14 protein-coding genes are annotated in these 17,753 nt (G+C 56.3%); 10 read left to right on the plus strand and 4 right to left on the minus strand.

What is annotated here, in order from left to right; all coding sequences use genetic code 11:
- Positions 1-3: 3 nt before the first annotated feature.
- From nqrM to ACR0DE_RS02340, 5 genes are all read left to right on the plus strand, one after another.
- The gene (gene nqrM, locus ACR0DE_RS02320; protein WP_170393970.1) at positions 4-234 is read left to right on the plus strand and encodes a (Na+)-NQR maturation NqrM; all 231 of its coding nucleotides are present in this window, start codon (positions 4-6) and stop codon (positions 232-234) included.
- 15 nt (positions 235-249) lie between these two features.
- Positions 250-1,920, plus strand: a complete 1,671-nt coding sequence (locus ACR0DE_RS02325; RefSeq protein ID WP_480751588.1) for a sulfatase-like hydrolase/transferase — start codon at positions 250-252, stop codon at positions 1,918-1,920.
- Positions 1,921-2,006: 86 nt separating this feature from the next.
- A complete protein-coding gene (gpmI, locus tag ACR0DE_RS02330) occupies positions 2,007-3,524 on the plus strand; it encodes a 2,3-bisphosphoglycerate-independent phosphoglycerate mutase (RefSeq protein ID WP_480751590.1) in 1,518 nt (505 codons plus the stop codon).
- A complete protein-coding gene (locus ACR0DE_RS02335; RefSeq protein WP_170561994.1) occupies positions 3,521-4,654 on the plus strand; it encodes a peptidase M23 in 1,134 nt (377 codons plus the stop codon). The genes gpmI and ACR0DE_RS02335 overlap by 4 nt, the downstream gene beginning before the upstream one ends.
- Before the next feature lie 6 nt (positions 4,655-4,660).
- Positions 4,661-6,004 carry a S41 family peptidase gene (locus ACR0DE_RS02340; RefSeq protein ID WP_170393963.1) on the plus strand — a complete coding sequence of 448 codons (1,344 nt, stop codon included), beginning with the start codon at positions 4,661-4,663 and terminating at the stop codon, positions 6,002-6,004.
- Between the two features lie 48 nt (positions 6,005-6,052).
- Here ACR0DE_RS02340 and ACR0DE_RS02345 read toward each other — a convergent pair whose 3' ends face one another.
- The 3 genes from ACR0DE_RS02345 to ACR0DE_RS02355 form a co-directional block, all read right to left on the minus strand.
- Complete coding sequence (locus ACR0DE_RS02345; RefSeq protein WP_170625671.1) at positions 6,053-7,579, minus strand: MFS transporter; 1,527 nt, start codon at positions 7,577-7,579, stop codon at positions 6,053-6,055.
- Positions 7,580-7,642: 63 nt separating this feature from the next.
- On the minus strand, positions 7,643-8,008 hold the full coding sequence (locus tag ACR0DE_RS02350; protein WP_170407248.1) for a hypothetical protein: 366 nt from the start codon (positions 8,006-8,008) through the stop codon (positions 7,643-7,645).
- A 10-nt stretch (positions 8,009-8,018) separates the two neighbouring features.
- Entirely contained in the window at positions 8,019-8,780 is a 762-nt protein-coding gene (locus ACR0DE_RS02355; RefSeq protein WP_170509260.1) for a DUF6478 family protein, read from the minus strand.
- A 233-nt stretch (positions 8,781-9,013) separates the two neighbouring features.
- Between ACR0DE_RS02355 and ACR0DE_RS02360 the strand changes: the two genes are divergently transcribed.
- The 4 genes from ACR0DE_RS02360 to ACR0DE_RS02375 are packed head-to-tail and all read left to right on the plus strand — an operon-like array spanning position 9,014 to position 15,261.
- Entirely contained in the window at positions 9,014-12,109 is a 3,096-nt protein-coding gene (locus ACR0DE_RS02360; protein ID WP_170407253.1) for an ABC transporter transmembrane domain-containing protein, read from the plus strand.
- A complete protein-coding gene (locus ACR0DE_RS02365; RefSeq protein WP_170407256.1) occupies positions 12,099-12,998 on the plus strand; it encodes a type II CAAX endopeptidase family protein in 900 nt (299 codons plus the stop codon). Before ACR0DE_RS02360 ends, ACR0DE_RS02365 begins: the two co-directional genes overlap by 11 nt.
- Before the next feature lie 59 nt (positions 12,999-13,057).
- Positions 13,058-13,990: an acetyl-CoA carboxylase, carboxyltransferase subunit beta gene (gene accD / locus ACR0DE_RS02370; protein WP_170393952.1), complete on the plus strand. Its 933-nt coding sequence runs from the start codon at positions 13,058-13,060 to the stop codon at positions 13,988-13,990.
- Complete coding sequence (locus ACR0DE_RS02375) at positions 13,987-15,261, plus strand: bifunctional folylpolyglutamate synthase/dihydrofolate synthase (protein ID WP_480751597.1); 1,275 nt, start codon at positions 13,987-13,989, stop codon at positions 15,259-15,261. The genes accD and ACR0DE_RS02375 overlap by 4 nt, the downstream gene beginning before the upstream one ends.
- Before the next feature lie 43 nt (positions 15,262-15,304).
- On the opposite strand, the gene zapE is transcribed toward ACR0DE_RS02375, so the two are convergent.
- The gene (zapE, locus tag ACR0DE_RS02380; protein WP_480751599.1) at positions 15,305-16,363 is read right to left on the minus strand and encodes a cell division protein ZapE; all 1,059 of its coding nucleotides are present in this window, start codon (positions 16,361-16,363) and stop codon (positions 15,305-15,307) included.
- A 148-nt stretch (positions 16,364-16,511) separates the two neighbouring features.
- Between zapE and ACR0DE_RS02385 the strand changes: the two genes are divergently transcribed.
- Positions 16,512-17,753, plus strand: coding sequence for an MFS transporter (locus tag ACR0DE_RS02385; protein ID WP_170732691.1), 1,242 nt, complete (start codon positions 16,512-16,514; stop codon positions 17,751-17,753).

The following is a 17,753-nucleotide window of genomic DNA, read 5'->3' on the forward strand; positions in this document are numbered from 1 at the left end:
GCTATGAGCACCTTTATTCTAGCCTTTTTCCTGTTGCTGATCGTCATGGTTGGCATGGCGCTGGGTGTGATGTTGATGGGCAAAACCATCAAAGGCAGCTGCGGTGGCCTGAACGCGATCTCGGGTGCCGATAAATGTGTGGTCTGTCAAAAGGATATCGATCCCGACAGCCCTCTGCGCGACCAGTTGCAGTGCAAGCGTGCGAAAAAGATGCTGCAACAGATGGAAGGCTAGGATAACCCTCTTGGCATGAACAAAGCCAAGAACGTCCTCTTCATCATGTTCGACCAATTGCGCTGGGACTATCTCAGCTGCTACGGGCATCCACATCTGCATACGCCAAATATTGACCGTCTCGCCTCGATGGGTATGCGGTTCACACGGGCCTACATCCAGTCACCGATCTGCGGCAGTTCCCGTATGTCGACCTATACCGGCCGCTATGTGCATTCGCACGGCGCGTCATGGAACGGAATCCCGCTGAAAGTTGGTGAGATCACCATGGGCGATCACTTGCGCAAGGTAGGGATGGATTGCTGGTTGGTCGGCAAGACTCATATGCGCGCAGATGCCGAGGGCATGGCCCGTTTGGGGCTTGAGCCCGACAGCCTGATCGGCGCGCGCGTCGCTGAATGCGGGTTTGATGTCTTTGAACGCGATGACGGGATGCGCCCCGAAGGACCGGATGGGTATTATGACCCGGATGGCGCCAAAAGGTACAACGAGTATCTGAAAGACAAAGGCTATGAGAGTGACAACCCCTGGCACGACTTCGCCAATTCGGGGCTGGATGAAGAGGGCAATGTACTTTCAGGTTGGTTCCTGAAGAATTCGTCAGAGGCCGCGAATATCGCCGAGGAAGACAGCGAAACGCCTTATCTCACCTCTCGCGGCATGGAGTTCATGGAAAACCATGAGGGGCCGTGGTGCTGCCACCTCAGCTATATCAAACCGCATTGGCCCTATATTGTGCCAGAACCCTACGCCTCGATGTATGGTCCCGAACACATTCTGCCTGTCATTCGGTCCGAAGCTGAACGGCAGAACGCTCATCCGGTGCTGAAAGCGTTCATGGATACGAAAATCGGCCAGACCTTCTCCCGTCAGGATGTACGCGAGGCCGTGATTCCAGCCTATATGGGCCTGATCAAGCAGGCTGACGACCAAATGGGGCGGCTGTTTGACTGGATGGAACAGACCGGACGAATGCAGGACACGATGATCGTGCTGACCTCGGACCACGGGGATTTTCTGGGTGATCACTGGATGGGAGAGAAGACCTTCTTCCATGACGCCTCGACCAAAATGCCGCTGATCATCTATGATCCATCGCCCGAGGCTGATGCCACGCGCGGCACCACATGCGATGCATTGGTCGAATCCATCGATCTAGCGCCTACGTTTTTAGACATCGCAGGCGGTGAACCTGCGGGGCACATTTTGGAGGGGCATTCATTGCTGCCCATCCTGCACGGTCAGGCCGAAAGCACTCCGCGCGATGTGGTGATTTGTGAGTACGACTACTCCGCATCCCCCATTGCGCAGACACTGAACGCCTCGGTTCGGGATGCGGTCATGTTCATGGTTGCAAACGAGAAATGGAAGCTGATCCATTGTGAAGGGGGCTATCGCCCGCTTTTGTTTGATCTAGAGAATGATCCGAATGAGCTGACGGACCTTGGCGTAAGCGATGAGCATGCAGACATCATCACCGAGATGTATGATCACCTGTTCACCTGGACGCGGCGCCAGTCGCAGCGCACGACCCGGTCGGAAGAACAACTGCTAAACATGCGTGGATCAAGCCGAGGAACAGGCGTGGTGATCGGTATTTACGACGAAAACGAGATGCCGCTTGAGCTGACCGTTAAATACCGCAACCGCAAAGCGCGACCCTTTGGGGACTACAAGACAGATTAATTCTTCATTCGTGGCCCTAATGACGGTTCAACCTTGAGCGGGCAGGGGGTAGAAGACAGCAACGCCGCCTCAATCGGAGAGCTTTCATGACCGCCCCAAAGCCCGTTGTCCTTTGTATCCTTGATGGTTGGGGCCTATCCGACGACACCAAGGCCAATGCGCCTTATCTGGCAAATACGCCAACCTTTGATGCTCTCATGGCTGAAGGTCCTCATGCGCAACTGATAACGCACGGGCCGGATGTGGGTCTACCTAGTGGTCAGATGGGTAATTCCGAGGTTGGTCACACCAATATCGGGGCTGGGCGCGTGGTTGCGATGGATCTGGGGCAGATTGACCTAGCCATAGAAGACGGTTCTTTCTTTCACAATGAGGCGCTGCAGAGCTTCATCGCTAAGGTGAAAGCTGCAGGCGGGACAGCGCATCTGATGGGGCTGGTATCGGATGGGGGCGTGCACGGGCACCTGGATCACATCGTAGCTGCCGCCAAAGCGGCTACCGATGCGGGTGTGCCTGTGGCGCTACATGCGATCACCGACGGGCGCGATGTGGCCCCGAAATCGGCCTTTACCTACATCGCCGAACTCGAAGACCGGTTGCCCGATGGCGCAAAGGTCGTCACCGTCTGTGGGCGCTACTTTGCCATGGACCGCGATAATCGCTGGGAACGCGTCTCCGAGGCCTATGGCGCAATAGTCAAAGGTCAGGGGCGCACTGTGGCCTCGGCCCATGAGGCCGTCGACCATGCCTACGCCCAATCCGAAACCGACGAGTTTATCGCGCCCACGGTTCTTGCTGGTTATTCCGGTATTAAGGACGGTGACGGGTTCTTTTGCCTGAACTTCCGCGCCGACCGTGCCCGAGAAATCCTGCGGGCAATTGGGGAGCCCGGTTTTGCTGAGTTCGACAACGGTCCGCGCCCGCAGTTGTCGGCGTTACTGGGCATGGTTGAGTATTCCGATGGCCACAGCGATTATATGACGACCGTATTTCCCAAGCGGGATATCGTGAACACGCTGGGCGAATGGGTTGCTAAGCAAGGCCTGCGCCAGTTCCGGCTGGCCGAAACCGAGAAGTACCCTCATGTCACTTTCTTCCTGAACGGTGGCAAAGAGCAGCCCGAGGGTGGCGAGGATCGCTTCATGCCCAAATCGCCCAAAGTGGCGACGTATGATTTGCAGCCCGAGATGTCCTCGGCCGAAGTGACAGAAAAGTTCGTCGAGGCGATCCACGGCGGATATGATCTGATCGTCACCAACTACGCCAATCCAGATATGGTTGGTCATACCGGTGATCTGCAAGCTGCGATTGAAGCCTGTGAAGCTGTTGATCAAGGGCTGGGGCAGGTGGTTGCAGCGCTGAAGCAGGTCGGGGGTGCGATGATTTTGACTGCAGATCACGGTAATTGTGAAATGATGGTTGACCCGGAAACGGGCGGTCCACATACGGCGCATACGCTGAATCCCGTGCCTGTTGTTCTGGTCGGCGGCCCCGAAGGGGCAAGCCTGCGCGATGGGCGCTTGGCCGATCTTGCTCCAACTTTGTTGCAGCTTATGGAATTGCCGAAACCCGTTGAAATGACAGGGGAAAGCTTGCTGACATGAGATTGCGCCCGATCGTTGCTGCAGCGCTGATTTGGGCCACCCCTGTCGTCGCCCAAACCAGCCCGTCAAAGGCGGCACTAGAAGCGGCCGAGATGCTGGAGCAAGCCTCGATCGCGTTGACTGAGGCCGAATCTGCCCGCGACCGGGTCAAAGCTCTGACCGAAACCATAAAAGCCTACGAGGCCGGTCTGAGCGCCATGCGCGACGGCCTGCGCCGCGCGGCCTTGCGCGAGGCGCAATTGACTGCAGAATTGCAGGTACAAGAGCAGGAGGTGGCGCAGCTGTTAGGTGTTCTGCAGACGATCGAAACCACCGCGCCTCCGGTACTTATGCTGCACCCGTCCGGCCCACTTGGGGCCGCGCGCACTGGTATGATGTTGTCCGAAGTCACGCCTGGGTTGAACGCGCAGGCTCAGGCGCTAGCAAACGAATTGCAAGAGGTACAGACACTGCGACAGCTTCAACAAAACGCTGCCAATACGCTGACCGAAGGGTTGGAGGGTGTTCAGGATGCCCGCACGCAGCTTAGTGAGGCGATAGCGGACCGGACCGATCTGCCTCGCCGTTTCGTAGAAGATCCTGTGCGTACAGCGATCCTGATATCCTCGACCGAAACGCTGGATGGGTTTGCCAGTGGGTTATCCGAGATCACCGATGGTGAGATTGAAGATACAAATGCAGATGTCTCGGGCCGGAAAGGTCAAATCGCCTTGCCCGCACAAGGGGTCATGCTGCACCGGGCGGGCGAAACGGACGCAGCGGGGGTAACGCGCCCCGGGCTGGTGCTGGGCACGCGACCCCGCGCATTGGTCACCGCGCCAACGGCTGCCACGATCCGTTACCGCGGGCCCTTGCTGGATCTCGGGAATCTTGTGATCCTTGAACCCCAGCCCGGATTGCTATTCGTGTTCTCAGGTCTGCAAGAGGTATATGGTCTGACCGGGGAAGTGATACCCGAGGGTACTCCGGTAGGTTTGATGCCGGGTGAAACTCCGGAAATCGGCGCTATTATGTCAACAAGCGGTGATGGCACTGGAACTGACTGGTCAGAAACGCTCTATATAGAAGTAAGACAGGATAACAGCCCAGTGGACCCGGAATCATGGTTCCGGACGGACAAGGATGGATAAACGAGTATGAAGAAATTTGTGATGGCCGGACTGGCCGGCACCGTGGCAGGGATAGTCGCAACAACACAGATCGCAGGCCCTTTGCTTGCGCAAGAGGCCGAGAACAAGGCAAGCGTTTACGAACAACTTGATCTGTTCGGTGACATTTTCGAACGTATTCGCGCCCAGTATGTCGAAGAGGTAGAAACCGACGAGCTGATCGAGGCTGCGATTGACGGGATGCTGACCTCGCTAGACCCACATTCCAGCTACCTGTCGCCTGATGATGCCGAGCAGATGCGCGTGCAGACACGTGGCGAGTTTGGCGGGCTCGGTATCGAAGTTACGCAGGAAGAAGGCTTTGTCAAAGTTGTATCGCCCATCGATGACACCCCAGCGGATGCTGCTGGTATCGAAGCGGGCGATTTCATCACTCATGTGGATGGCGAGAGCATTTTGGGGCTGACGCTGGATAAAGCCGTGGACCTGATGCGCGGCCCGGTGGGATCGGAAATCGTGATCACAGTCGTGCGTGAAGGCGAGCAGGAGCCATTCGACGTAACGATCGTTCGCGACACGATCAAGCTGACCGCAGTTCGTGCACGTACCGAAGGTACAAGTGTCGTGTTGCGTGTCACGACCTTCAATGACCAAACCTATCCGAACCTTAAGGAAGGACTGGAAGAACAGATTGAAGAGGCCGGGGGCATCGAAAACGTCAATGGCATCGTTCTGGATCTGCGTAACAATCCCGGCGGGCTGTTGACTCAGGCCATTAAGGTCTCTGACGCGTTCCTGGATGAGGGCGAAATCGTCTCGACCCGGGGTCGCAATCTTGAAGATGGTGAGCGATTCAACGCAACACCCGGCGATCTGACCGGAGGCAAGCCCATCGTTGTGCTGATCAACGGTGGTTCGGCCTCGGCGTCGGAAATTGTCGCGGGCGCCTTGCAGGATCACAATCGCGCCATCGTGGTTGGCACTAAGAGCTTCGGCAAGGGATCGGTGCAGACGGTCATGCCGCTTCGGGGTGACGGGGCTATGCGTCTGACAACCTCTCGCTACTACACGCCCTCGGGTCGTTCGATTCAGGCGCTTGGCGTCAGCCCGGACATCATCGTCGAGCAACCGCGCAACAACCCGGTTGACGAGGAAGAGGAAGATACAAACACCCGCACCCGGTCCGAGGCCGATCTGCGCGGCAGCCTGAACAATGACAGCCTCAGCGAGGACGAGATTCGCCAGATCGAAGAAGATCGCGCCAAGGCCGAAGCCACCGCGGAGCTGCGGGAAGAGGATTATCAACTGGCCTATGCCATCGATATCCTCAAGGGCCTGTCCGCATTCAATCCGACTGGACCGTCACAATAAGGGGGAGGGGGGCCGCCATCAGCGGCCCTATTCTCGCACCCTGAAGTGTTACCCTTCGACCTTGTGCAGCTTTTTCTCATCCAGCATCAGCGCTAGGACGATTCCAGCAGCGACTGAGATCGTGGCGAATACAAAAGCCATATTCATTCCGGTATCAAAGGCCGCCGCAATGGCGGCCTGAACCTTTTCAGTTTCACCTGAATTCAACTTTTCAAGCACTGCTTTTGCCGAGTCTGTGTTCAGCGTTCCACCATTGATCGCTTTCTGATCAGCCTCGGACATGTTGATGCCTGACGCAGTCAATCGGGTTTTCAGGCTGGACAGGCTTGTCACATACATGACCGCCGTCGCACAGGCGACCGCGATTGCCCCATAGACCAGATGGGTCATGAAACTCAGGCCACCCACCAGTCCGGCGCGCTCCGGTTTGACCGCGCATACGGCGGCTGTCCCCGAAGGCCCGACCGTCAGCGTTGCGCCCAAACCAATCAGCGCCATTCCGGGCAGAATCTGAAAATATCCGGTCCCGGAAGGCATGATGACAACGCTTGCCGCCCCGACTGTGGCGCAAATATATCCCCAAAACAGCAGTCGCTTGGGCCCAAAATCGTTATACAGCGTACCCGAGACGATCGATCCGACCGCTAGCAACACCGTCAGCGGTGCCAAACCCAGCGCCGATTGGAACACAGACCATCCCAAGACTTTTTGCATATACTGCGGAAAATAAAGCAGCCCAACAAAAGCTGCCGAGACGTTGAACATATTCAGACCCAAGGTAATCAGAAACTCTCGGTTCTGCATCAACTGAGGCATTAGCAAGGGTTCCTTGACCCTCTTTTCGACTTTCGGAAACAGGAAGAACAAAACGGCGCTGACTAAAAACAGCAGCAAAAGCGGCAGCGAAGTCCAGCCCCAATCGGCACCAACATCCAAACCGTAAAGCAAGAGCAAAACTGCAAAAGACAGGATACCCATCCCGGCAAAGTCGATGTGTTCACCTTTCTTATGCTCGGTCTCACGCTCCATCAGCAGGATCGCAGTCGTCATCGAAATGCTGGAAAACACCACATTGGCGAGGAAAAACAACCGCCAATCACCCAGATTGACCACCGCGCCGCTAATCATCGGTCCAAAGACATTACCCGTGGTGACACCCGCCAGTATCAGCCCCATGACCAATGCGCGGTGTTCTTCTTTCGACACTTTGGTGGCTCCAAATGCAAGCGTGCAGGGCCACACGCATCCCGCCCCGATCCCCTGCAAGGCGCGTGCGCCGATCAGGTAGTCCAAACCGGGTGAGACAAAGCATAAAACCGACGCAAACAGAAAGATCGAAAGACCGATGATCATCATCTTGCGATGACCATACATGTCACCCAGGCGACCTCCGGCCACCATCGTCATGGCAAAGAACAGAGCGTAAATATTCAGAACCCACTGGGTGCTGGTGATGTCGGCGTCAAAGCTGTTTTCGATTGCCGGGACCAGCATGAGGGCACCGGTAAAATCGATCCCGATCCCGAAACCCGTCACCATCAGCGCGATGACCTTTATGATGCTGTTGCGATCCATAGGCCAATCCAATGATGCACGTATGGACCTGAAAAGATAGGGACAATCCTATCAGTACTGTGGTCAGGTTTCGCTTTGAGATGCCTGAGAGCGGCGGAACGCGCGCTTTAACATGTCCAACTCGGCGCGCAACAAAGCGACTTCGGCCCTCAGATCATCTGCGGCGGGTGAACCGGCGATGATGGTGAAATCCCCCAGCTTATGGCCTGTTGTTCCATCGTGAATCACGACAGTATGGACACCTTCCGACAGGGCGGCGGGCGGCACTGGGATGCGCAAGGCCCAGCCATCTGTTGCTGGTTCCAACTCAACATCAGTCAAAGGCTCACCAAGAAACAGCACCTTGATCTGAGGGGGGCTTTCGCTGGTCAAATGGCCTTCCCACAGGCCGTTTTCGAAGCGGATTGGTGTCAGGGTGGTATGAGACATTGAGTACCCTTTACAGATCAGCCCGGTGGTAACGGCAGAATGTCAGGTCACGAAACACCACACGGTTCATCGCGGGTTGATCAATGATCAGATCCAGCCAGAGTTTTTCAATTCGACGCTCATTCACGTTCAGATGGGCCAGATCAAAATCTACAGTCGCCGCAGGTGTTGAAAGATCAAGTTCGCGCAGAACCTGCTCGGTATTAGGGCCATGCTGAATGTTCAGGCGGGCGAAGACAACGGTAGAACGCTCGCACTCAACCAGAGTGTCGACCCGCATCAGATGCTGGCGGGACAGATTTATGGCGGCATCAGTGGGCAGATCAACGGAGAGCGACAGGAAAGATCCCTGAAAATCAAATACCTCAACGGCCAGACTGAAAGGCGCCAAATCCTTGTCTCGCCGATTTCGGATTTGCTGCAGCCCGATCTCGACCTGGCTGCAATCGTGAAACAGGATGACCTGCCCATCCATCCGCGCCTTGCGCGGGGCCGAGGCTATACCTTTGCGGATCAGTGGCGTCCGCCACAGGTCCGGTCGCCACGACCAATCCGTTCCCAAGGGTTTTGGAAACTGGGTCGCCCCAATCAAGGGTTGGATCAGGCGAGCATCAGCTTTTTGAATTGCTTGTTCAAGTTTGCCGCGCAACCGCCGGGCGTCATCACGTTGGCGGCGAAGCTCAGGCAGTGCGAGGTGGTCAGACTGCTGCGCGGCACGCTGCCAGCGCCCCAGAGCCTTTAGTTGAATATATCGATCCAGTAATCTGCCCATCGCCCCATCTTTCAAGACAGCCCCTCTTTAGTCAAAGTCGGGGCAGGGGACAAACCAGTCTTACTTGATTAGCGGATAAATCTTCCCGAATCCTAAATGTGATCTCCTATCCAGCTGGTTTCTGCGTCGCAAAGAGCCGCCATTCTTGCAATAGCTCGGGCCGAGGCTTACCGTCGGCGCTCGGGCAATCGGCATTTGTCCCGGATCATACAGGCTCATCATGAGGCAGGGGAATGGAACCCACCCTATTTTCATTCATTTGGAAGCATTCGAAAAAACAGCAATTGGTCCTACTATTGCTGACCGTTCTGTCATTTCCGTTCCTTTACGCTTCGTTGGAGCTTCCTAAGCAGATCATCAACGACGCGATTGGTGCGCCCGCAGACACCGTGACAGTACTCGGTATCACCGTGACACAGGTGCAGTACCTGCTGATTCTGTGCTTTGCCTTTTTGGCAACTGTCATCGCCAGTGGCGTGATGAAAATGCGCATCAATACCATGAAAGGCATTCTCGCCGAGCGGATGTTGCGTCGCCTTCGCTTTACCTTGATCAGCCGCTCGATGCGCTTTCCCAAATCCTATTTCGCCACCACCAGCCAAGGTGAATTGGTATCGATGATCACGTCCGAGGCCGAACCCATGGGCGGGTTGATGGGAGATGCCATCGCGCAGCCCGTTTTTCAGTTCGGCCAGATGATGACGATCGTCACGTTTCTTTTCATGCAAAGCGTGTGGTTTGGTCTGGCCAGTATTGCATTGATCCCTTTGCAGGCTTGGCTGATTCCCAAATTGCAACGTCAGATCAACCTTCTGAACAAGGATCGCATTCAGGAGGTTCGGCGGCTGAGCTCTGAGATTGGCGAAAGCGCTGCTGGTATTAGCGATCTGCGCACCAATGGCGGCTGGCGCTATCGTCTGGCGCAATTCAGCCATCGGCTGGGAACCTTGTTCGAGATTCGCTTTAAGATCTACAACAAGAAGTTCTTCATGAAGTTCCTCAACAATCTGATCACTCAGATGACACCCTTCCTATTCTATTCAGTAGGCGGCTATCTGGCGATCACGGGCGAGGTGACAGTGGGCGCATTGGTCGCTGCGTTGGGTGCATATAAAGACCTCAGCGGCCCTTGGAAAGATCTTCTGACCTACTACAACCAGGTACAGGACATGTCACTGCGCTGGGAAATTGTGACCGAACGGTTTGCCCCATCGAATATGATACCCGAACAGTTGTTTGAGGGCGTCCCCGAGGCAATCCCGCACCTAACCGGCGATATCGAACTGCGCAACGTGACCGTTCGTGATGATGACGGCAAGACCATCCTTGAGGATATTGATCTTACCATTCCCCAAGGCGCTCGGGTTGCGATTCAGTCGAAACACGCTTCGGAACGCAGTGCGCTTGCGCAGTTGCTGACGCGCGAAGTGCTGCCGGTTCAAGGCGAGGTTCTGATGGCTGGCCACAACCTCAACAGCCTGCATCAGGCGGTGATTGCGGCGCGGATCGGCTATGCCTATTCACGCCCTTACCTGTTCGACGGAACATTGGGTGATAACCTGCTAATGCCGCTGCGCACGCATCCTCAACACGAAAGTGGTGCATTGCAGGCCCCCTCACGCCGCCAGATCGAAGCCGTGCGCGCCGGGAACCCACCCGATTCACTGTCCGATGAATGGATCGATCCAAGCCTCGCGGGTCTTGATGACATCGAGGATATTCGTGATTGGTGGTTCCAGCTTGTCGAAGCGATGGGCATTGATGAATTTATGTTCCGGCGCACTTTGCGCTCTCAGTTCGACCCGGAAGTACACCCGGTACTGGCGAAAGAAATAGTCGATCTGCGAGATACCGTTGCGACACGCCTGCAAGAGCGCGGGTTGGACAAGTATGTCTATCGGTTCGATCCTGACCAGTTCAATCCCGCCGTGCCCTTGGGCGGGAACCTGCTGTTCGCTTCACCGACGCATGATATCGCACCGGACATTCTGGCGGGGGACCACCGGTTTCTGTCGTTGCTTACGGGCAATGGCCTTGATGATGACGCGCTCAGCATCGCTCAGGCCGTTCTGGAAACCCTAAACCAGACTTTCGGGCGAGATGGGGCCGATCACCCATTGTTCTTGCGGCTTGGCATGTCAAAAGACATGTACCACCGTCTGCTCGATATCGAAGAGCGCCGCAAAACCAAGGGCGAGGAAGCCATCGGCGATCAGGAACGTGCGCTGCTGTTGACCGTCCCATTCATGCTGACCGCTGAACAAATCGGCCCGAGTTTCCCTGAGGAGTACAAGGACAAAATCCTTTCCATTCGTCACAGTCAGGCCGAACGGCTGCGGGGCGCTATGGGTGCGATGTTCGTGCCGGTGTCACCGGACGTCTACGTTCCCCGCCTGACAGCAATGGAAAACGCTCTGTATGGTCGGGTATCCATCATGGCTGGTGCTCATGCAGAAGAGATCGAAGATCTGGTCGCGGAGGTTCTGAACGAGGCCGGGCTGCGCCGAAGGGCCGCCGCGATCATCTACGACCTGCCGTCCGGGTTAGGTGGGAATAACCTTCCGACAGTGTTTCAGGAGCGTGCTGCCTTTTCTCGTGCCGGGATCAAACGCCCCGATATCCTGATACTCGACAAGGCACTGGCCAGCCACGACTCTGAAAGCCGCCTGCGGACCCGTCTGAAGCTGCGCGAGTTATTACCCGACTCGATTATGATCTTTATGGAGGATCATTTTGCCCATCCGGAAGCCTATGATTTGTTTGTTGAAATAAAGGACGGTCGCATCGATGGTGTCTCGCGCGTGTCCACCGATGCCGAAGATACCGGGACGGACGACCTGAGCCGGAAACTCAAGATCATTTCTTCTACCGAGTTGTTTTCACGAGTCGATGGGCGCAACCAGCGTCTTCTGGCGTTTTCGGCCCAATGGTACGAGGTCGCGGCAGGTCAAACCATTTTCGCACGTGGCCAGGCTCCCGATGCGGCGTATTTGTGTATTTCGGGTTCGGCGAGCCTGAATTGGCTGAATGAACACGGTGAAATGCGTTCGCTCTCGATAGTAGAACCCGGGCGCCTTATCGGCGATCTTGCGATTATCACCAATGAGCCGCGACAATTAGATTTGGTGGCCCTCACGGATTGCTCGTTCCTGCGGATCGGCGCGGAGGAATTGCGTGCTGTGATTGAAAGTGACGCGGGCGTTGCGATGAGGTTGCTTGAAACCGTGGCTGGATATTTGTCCACGGTGTCCGAGCGGTTGCGTGACCCCAACACTCCAATTGGGGATGACCTGCCTTCGGTAAGTGCTGAGCAATCCGATGAGCACTAATGAAAGGCGGGGTGCCTATTCAAGTCATCAGCAATTGCTAGGTGCCGCCCGCAGATATCCCGAGATATGGCGCTTGTTGGCTGGTCTTGCGCTGGTCTCAGTGGTTGTGGTCACGCTCAATGCAATCTTGTTCGCAATCGTTGCCAGTCTTGGCTCATCAGGGTCGGCGGTCACATTCTTGAATGGATCGTCGCCAACAGCGCTCCTTATTGTGCTCTCCAGCTTTATTTTTGTCACTATTGGCGTGGCGTTGGGGGCACGATTATTTCAGCACCGGTCACTTGCCTCGGTCCTGGGCGAACAATCCATCGCAATCTGGCAGTTTTGGCGCGTTGTTCGCGCATTGCTTCTGCTGGGTGCAGTCATATTCATACTCCCCCCCTATGACCTTGGTGCACCATTGGTGGCGAATCTCGCGTTAACCAAATGGCTTTTGCTGCTTCCCTTATCCGCTGTTGCGGTGCTGATTCAGACCAGCGCCGAGGAAATCCTGTTCCGAGGCTATATGCAACAGGGCCTGGCCGCGCGGTTTCGGTCTCCACTGATCTGGATGGGTCTGCCATCAATCTTGTTCGCAGCTGGCCACTACAGCCCCGCGACGGTCGGAGACAATGCGGTCTTGATTGCCATCTGGGCGCTGACATTTGGGCTTTTGACCGCCGATCTGACCGCGCGAGCGGGTACGCTGGGCCCCGCCATTGCGCTGCATTTTTTCAATAACATCGCGGCTCTGCTTGTCATTTCGCTTCCCGACAACCTTGGTGGCCTGGCCTTGTTCCATCTTCCTTATGAGGCATCGGACGCCGAAGCGTTGCGACCTTGGTTGCTAGTCGACTTTGCGCTGATGATCGTGGGGTGGCTCACTGCAAGATTGGTCCTCAGGCGCTGATTGCATTTCCCGGCATTGCGTCTTATTTGACGTCAACGCCGCATTATCAAGGTTCCGACATGAACTGGATCACAAACTACGTCCGCCCCCGGATCAATTCGATCTTCTCGCGCCGCGAAGTGCCCGAAAACCTTTGGCACAAGTGTGATGAGTGTGGAACCATGCTGTTCCACCGCGAATTGGCGGAAAACCAGAATGTCTGCACCCAGTGCGACCATCACATGGCAATCACGCCGCGCGATCGGTTCCAACATCTGTTTGATGGCGGTATTTTTTCCGAGGTTGATGTCCCGGCACCGAAAGACGATCCCCTGCAGTTTCGGGATCAGAAAAAATACCCTGACCGTATGAAGGCGGCCCAGAAAAAGACCGGCGAGAAAGAAGCGATGCTGGTCGCCGTTGGCGAAATCGGCCGTACCCCGATCGTGGCTGCCGCGCAGGATTTTTCGTTCATGGGCGGATCGATGGGCATGTATGTAGGCAATGCCATCATTGCTGCAGCACAGGAGGCTGTTAGGCTACAGCGGCCTCTGATCCTGTTTTCGGCAGCCGGCGGCGCGCGGATGCAGGAAGGCATTCTGAGCCTGATGCAGATGCCGCGTACGACGGTCGCAGTGGAGATGCTCAAAGAAGCAAACCTGCCCTATATTGTTGTCCTGACCCACCCGACAACAGGCGGCGTTACAGCCTCGTACGCGATGCTGGGTGACGTTCATATTTCGGAACCCAATGCCCTGATCTGTTTCGCCGGACCCCGTGTGATCGAACAGACCATTCGTGAGAAACTGCCCGAAGGATTCCAGCGCGCTGAATATCTGCTGGATCACGGGATGCTCGACCGAGTGACCAAACGCACCGAGATGCGGGATGAGCTGATCACCATCACCCGAATGCTGATGAAGCAGCCCCCTGCGGTCAAAGGCGACCTTCCTGCGCCCGAGCCGGAAGAAGCCCCAACCGAGGCACCCACCGAGGACGCGGTCGAAAAATGACCTCCCCATCTTCGGATGCCATCCTAGACCGGATGATGGCGCTGCACCCCAAGATCATCGACCTGACCTTGGACAGGGTATGGCGTTTGCTGGCGGCACTAGACAATCCTCAGGTTAAGCTGCCTCCGGTCATTCATATCGCTGGAACCAATGGCAAGGGCTCGACCCAGGCCATGATCCGGGCGGGGCTTGAAGGGGCAGGGCATGCGGTCCATGCCTATACCTCACCTCATCTGGCCCGGTTTCACGAGCGAATCCGACTGGCAGGTGAGCTGATTTCCGAGCCCGACCTGACCGCCGTGCTGGATGAGTGTTACGCCGCAAATGGCGGTGAGAACATCACCTATTTTGAAATCACCACCTGCGCCGCGCTGCTGGCATTTTCCCGCACCAAAGCTGACTATACGCTGCTCGAAGTCGGGCTGGGCGGGCGGCTGGACGCCACCAACGTGATCGAACGGCCCGAGTTGACGGTCATCACCCCCGTCTCGATCGACCATGAGCAGTTCCTGGGCGACACTTTGGGCAAGATCGCCGCTGAAAAAGCCGGAATCATCAAGCCGGGCGTTCCCTGCATCGTCGGCCCGCAGCAGGATGAGGCGCTGGAAGTCATCGAATATACCGCAGCCCGTCTGGGCGCTCCGCTATTGGTCCACGGGCAGCACTGGCATGTTCATACTGAGAACGGTCGCCTTATTTATCAGGACGAAACCGGTTTGCGCGATCTGCCTATGCCAAACCTACTGGGTGCTCATCAGATCGAAAATGCAGGCGCGGCTCTGGCTGCGTTGCGCCACCTGCAAATGGGCGATGATGCCTACGAGGCCGCTGTGGCCAAGGCCGAATGGCCCGCGCGCATGCAGCGGCTAAAAATCGGTCCTCTGGTCGAGCAGGCCCCTCAGGCTGAGTTGTGGTTGGATGGCGGTCACAACGCGGCTGCAGGCACTGCTTTGGCCGAGGTTTTAGTGTCACTACCAGAACGTCCCACGCATTTGATTTGTGGTATGCTGAATACCAAAGATGTCACCGGTTATCTCGCGCCATTGGCCCAAAGGGCAGACAGCCTGACGGCCGTATCGATCCCGGGTGAGCAGAATACGCTGAGCGCGGACGAAACCGCCGCCGCTGCTGCTAAGGTGAATCTGGCCGCCACAACAGCAGACAGCGTCACAGACGCGCTCGCCGCAATCACCGCTCAAACCCCTGATGCACGCATTCTGATCTGCGGGTCGCTTTATCTTGCGGGAAACATCCTTAGAGAAAACGCCTGATCCTCCGCCTGATGAAAAAGATTCTGCGCCAGGGCAGCAGCCCCTATCTGCCCCAATCCTTGTCTTGCATCTCCCGCAGGCGCGAGGCCGTACGCTCAAACTCAAAAGTTCCTTCTCCTTCGACATAGAGCATCTCGGGCTCGGCAGCGGCGGAACAAATCAGCCGAACTTTCGCCTCATAAAGCGCATCGATCAGGGTGACGAAGCGCTTGGCCTCATTGAAATTATTGCGTGACAAACGCGGGATATCTTCAAGAACCAGTACCTTCAGCGCTTCTGCGATGGCCAGGTAGTCTCCCGGACCCAACATTCGTCCGCAGAGGTCATAAAACGAGGCCCGTGCAACGCCGTTGCGAAAGGCGGGCAGGACAACTTCGCGACCCTTCACCTGAAGGGCCAGCTCTTCTGCCGGTCCACCCGACAGATCATTCCACACCTCACGAATCTTTTCCCGCGCTTCGGGCCCGATGGGGGTGAAGTAAACCGGCGAGCCTTCAAGTCGGTTCTGCCGGTAATCCGTGGGTGAAACCAACTCCCACACTTCCAGTTGCTCTTTGATATGCTGAATGAAAGGCAGAAAAAGCTGCCGGTTCAACCCATCCTTATATAGATCATCCGGATGTCTGTTCGAAGTCGTAACGATAGCGACACCACCCTTGTAGAGCAGATCAAACAACCGCCCCACGATCATCGCGTCGGTGATATCGATGATCTGCATCTCATCAAAGGCCAGCACCCGCGCCGATTTGATGACTGCATCGGCCACAGGGACCAGCGCGTCCTCAACGCCGTCTTCACGCGCCTTGTGCAGACCGGAATGGATTTCCTGCATGAACGCATGAAAATGCACCCGTCGAACTGGGATTTCACCCAATGTCTCGACAAACATGTCCATCAACATCGACTTACCGCGCCCAACACCTCCCCAAAGATACAAACCCTTGGGTGGCGGCGGCGCTTTGCGGAAAAATCCACGCTTAACCGGTTCGGCCAAGGCTGCTCGAATGCGCTCAAACCGGGGCAGCACAGCCTCTTGCGCGTCGTCCCGGGTCAGTGTCCCATCAGCAATAAGATCTTCATAGTGTGAAATTAGATCCGTCATGAGTTGAGCCATACCGATCGCTTCGTGGGTTGAAAAGAAACCTTTTTTCCAGACACATCAATTTTGCTGAACTGGCGTCACAAAACTCCTGAATTGACGCGCCGAGTTGTACCGCTAACGTCTGCTGGAACCAATCTTCGGAGCCTTAATGTCGCAATCCACCCGTTTGCTGAACCCGATCCTGATCGTCGGCTGCATCGTAATTACAGTCAGTTTTGCCGTACGCGCCTCTTTTGGTGTGTTCCAGATACCGATTGCGGATGAGTTCGGCTGGCTACGCAGCGATTTTTCGATGGCGATCGCCATACAAAACCTGGCTTGGGGGATCGGCCAGCCGATCTTTGGCGCCATTGCGGAAAAGATAGGTGATCGGCGCGCCATCGTTCTGGGCGCTCTGACCTATACGGCGGGAATGGTCCTGACGGCATGGTCCGTTACCCCGTTTGAACATCAGATGTATGCCTGGCTCGTGGGTTTCGGGATCGCTGGGACGGGGTTTGGCGTGGTCCTTGCGGTCGTAGGTCGTGCCTCATCGGATGCGAACCGCTCGATGTCATTGGCGATTGTCACCGCAGCGGGCAGTTTCGGGCAAGTCATTGGCGCACCCACAGCAGAGTGGTTGCTGACTTTCTTACCCTGGCAGCAAGTGTTTCTGATCTTTGCGGTGGCTATCCTTGCATTGATCCTGACATTGCCATTCATGCGCGCGCCTCAGCCCATCAGCAGGACGGAGCTAGAGGAGAGTATGGGGCAGATCCTATCCAAGGCATTCCGCGACCCGTCTTATTCGCTGATTGCGATCGGCTTTTTCAGTTGCGGCTATCAACTGGGCTTTGTCACAGCCCATTTCCCTGCCTTCGTCACCGAGATGTGCGGCCCGATCCAACCCGGAGGCCTCTTACATTCGATGGGGATCACCACAACTTCAGCCTTGGGGGCGATTGCGATTTCGTTGATTGGGTTGGCCAATATCGGCGGAACCCTTTTGGCCGGATGGGCTGGAAATCACTTTCCGAAGAAGTACCTGCTCGCGGCGGTTTACACCGGCCGAACGCTTGCCGCAGGTGCCTTCATCGTGTTCCCAATCACGCCCTTGTCCGTGATCGCATTCTCGCTTGTGATGGGGTCGCTCTGGTTGGCGACCGTACCGCTAACATCTGGCCTTGTCGCACATCTCTATGGCCTGCGGTACATGGGCACGCTCTACGGGATCGTATTCCTGAGCCATCAGATCGGCAGTTTTCTGGGCATCTGGTTAGGCGGGCGCATGTACGACCAATTCGGTGATTACACCATGGTTTGGTGGATCGGCGTCGCTATCGGAGCGTTCAGCGCCATCATTCACCTGCCCATCCGCGAAAATCGCTCACCAACCGGCGTGACAGCCTGA

This window comes from Ruegeria sp. C10, from assembly GCF_056537805.1.

Bases quoted from the DNA above. Each gene is read 5' to 3' on its own strand.
- gpmI (WP_480751590.1), top strand. From the start codon at position 2,007: ATGACCGCCCCAAAGCCCGTTGTCCTTTGTATCCTTGATGGTTGGGGC.
- nqrM (WP_170393970.1), top strand. From the start codon at position 4: ATGAGCACCTTTATTCTAGCCTTTTTCCTGTTGCTGATCGTCATGGTT.
- ACR0DE_RS02360 (WP_170407253.1), top strand. From the start codon at position 9,014: ATGGAACCCACCCTATTTTCATTCATTTGGAAGCATTCGAAAAAACAG.
- ACR0DE_RS02355 (WP_170509260.1), bottom strand. From the start codon at position 8,780: ATGGGCAGATTACTGGATCGATATATTCAACTAAAGGCTCTGGGGCGC.
- ACR0DE_RS02385 (WP_170732691.1), top strand. From the start codon at position 16,512: ATGTCGCAATCCACCCGTTTGCTGAACCCGATCCTGATCGTCGGCTGC.
- ACR0DE_RS02325 (WP_480751588.1), top strand. From the start codon at position 250: ATGAACAAAGCCAAGAACGTCCTCTTCATCATGTTCGACCAATTGCGC.
- ACR0DE_RS02375 (WP_480751597.1), top strand. From the start codon at position 13,987: ATGACCTCCCCATCTTCGGATGCCATCCTAGACCGGATGATGGCGCTG.
- ACR0DE_RS02340 (WP_170393963.1), top strand. From the start codon at position 4,661: ATGAAGAAATTTGTGATGGCCGGACTGGCCGGCACCGTGGCAGGGATA.
- ACR0DE_RS02335 (WP_170561994.1), top strand. From the start codon at position 3,521: ATGAGATTGCGCCCGATCGTTGCTGCAGCGCTGATTTGGGCCACCCCT.
- zapE (WP_480751599.1), bottom strand. From the start codon at position 16,363: ATGACGGATCTAATTTCACACTATGAAGATCTTATTGCTGATGGGACA.
- ACR0DE_RS02365 (WP_170407256.1), top strand. From the start codon at position 12,099: ATGAGCACTAATGAAAGGCGGGGTGCCTATTCAAGTCATCAGCAATTG.
- ACR0DE_RS02345 (WP_170625671.1), bottom strand. From the start codon at position 7,579: ATGGATCGCAACAGCATCATAAAGGTCATCGCGCTGATGGTGACGGGT.
- ACR0DE_RS02350 (WP_170407248.1), bottom strand. From the start codon at position 8,008: ATGTCTCATACCACCCTGACACCAATCCGCTTCGAAAACGGCCTGTGG.
- accD (WP_170393952.1), top strand. From the start codon at position 13,058: ATGAACTGGATCACAAACTACGTCCGCCCCCGGATCAATTCGATCTTC.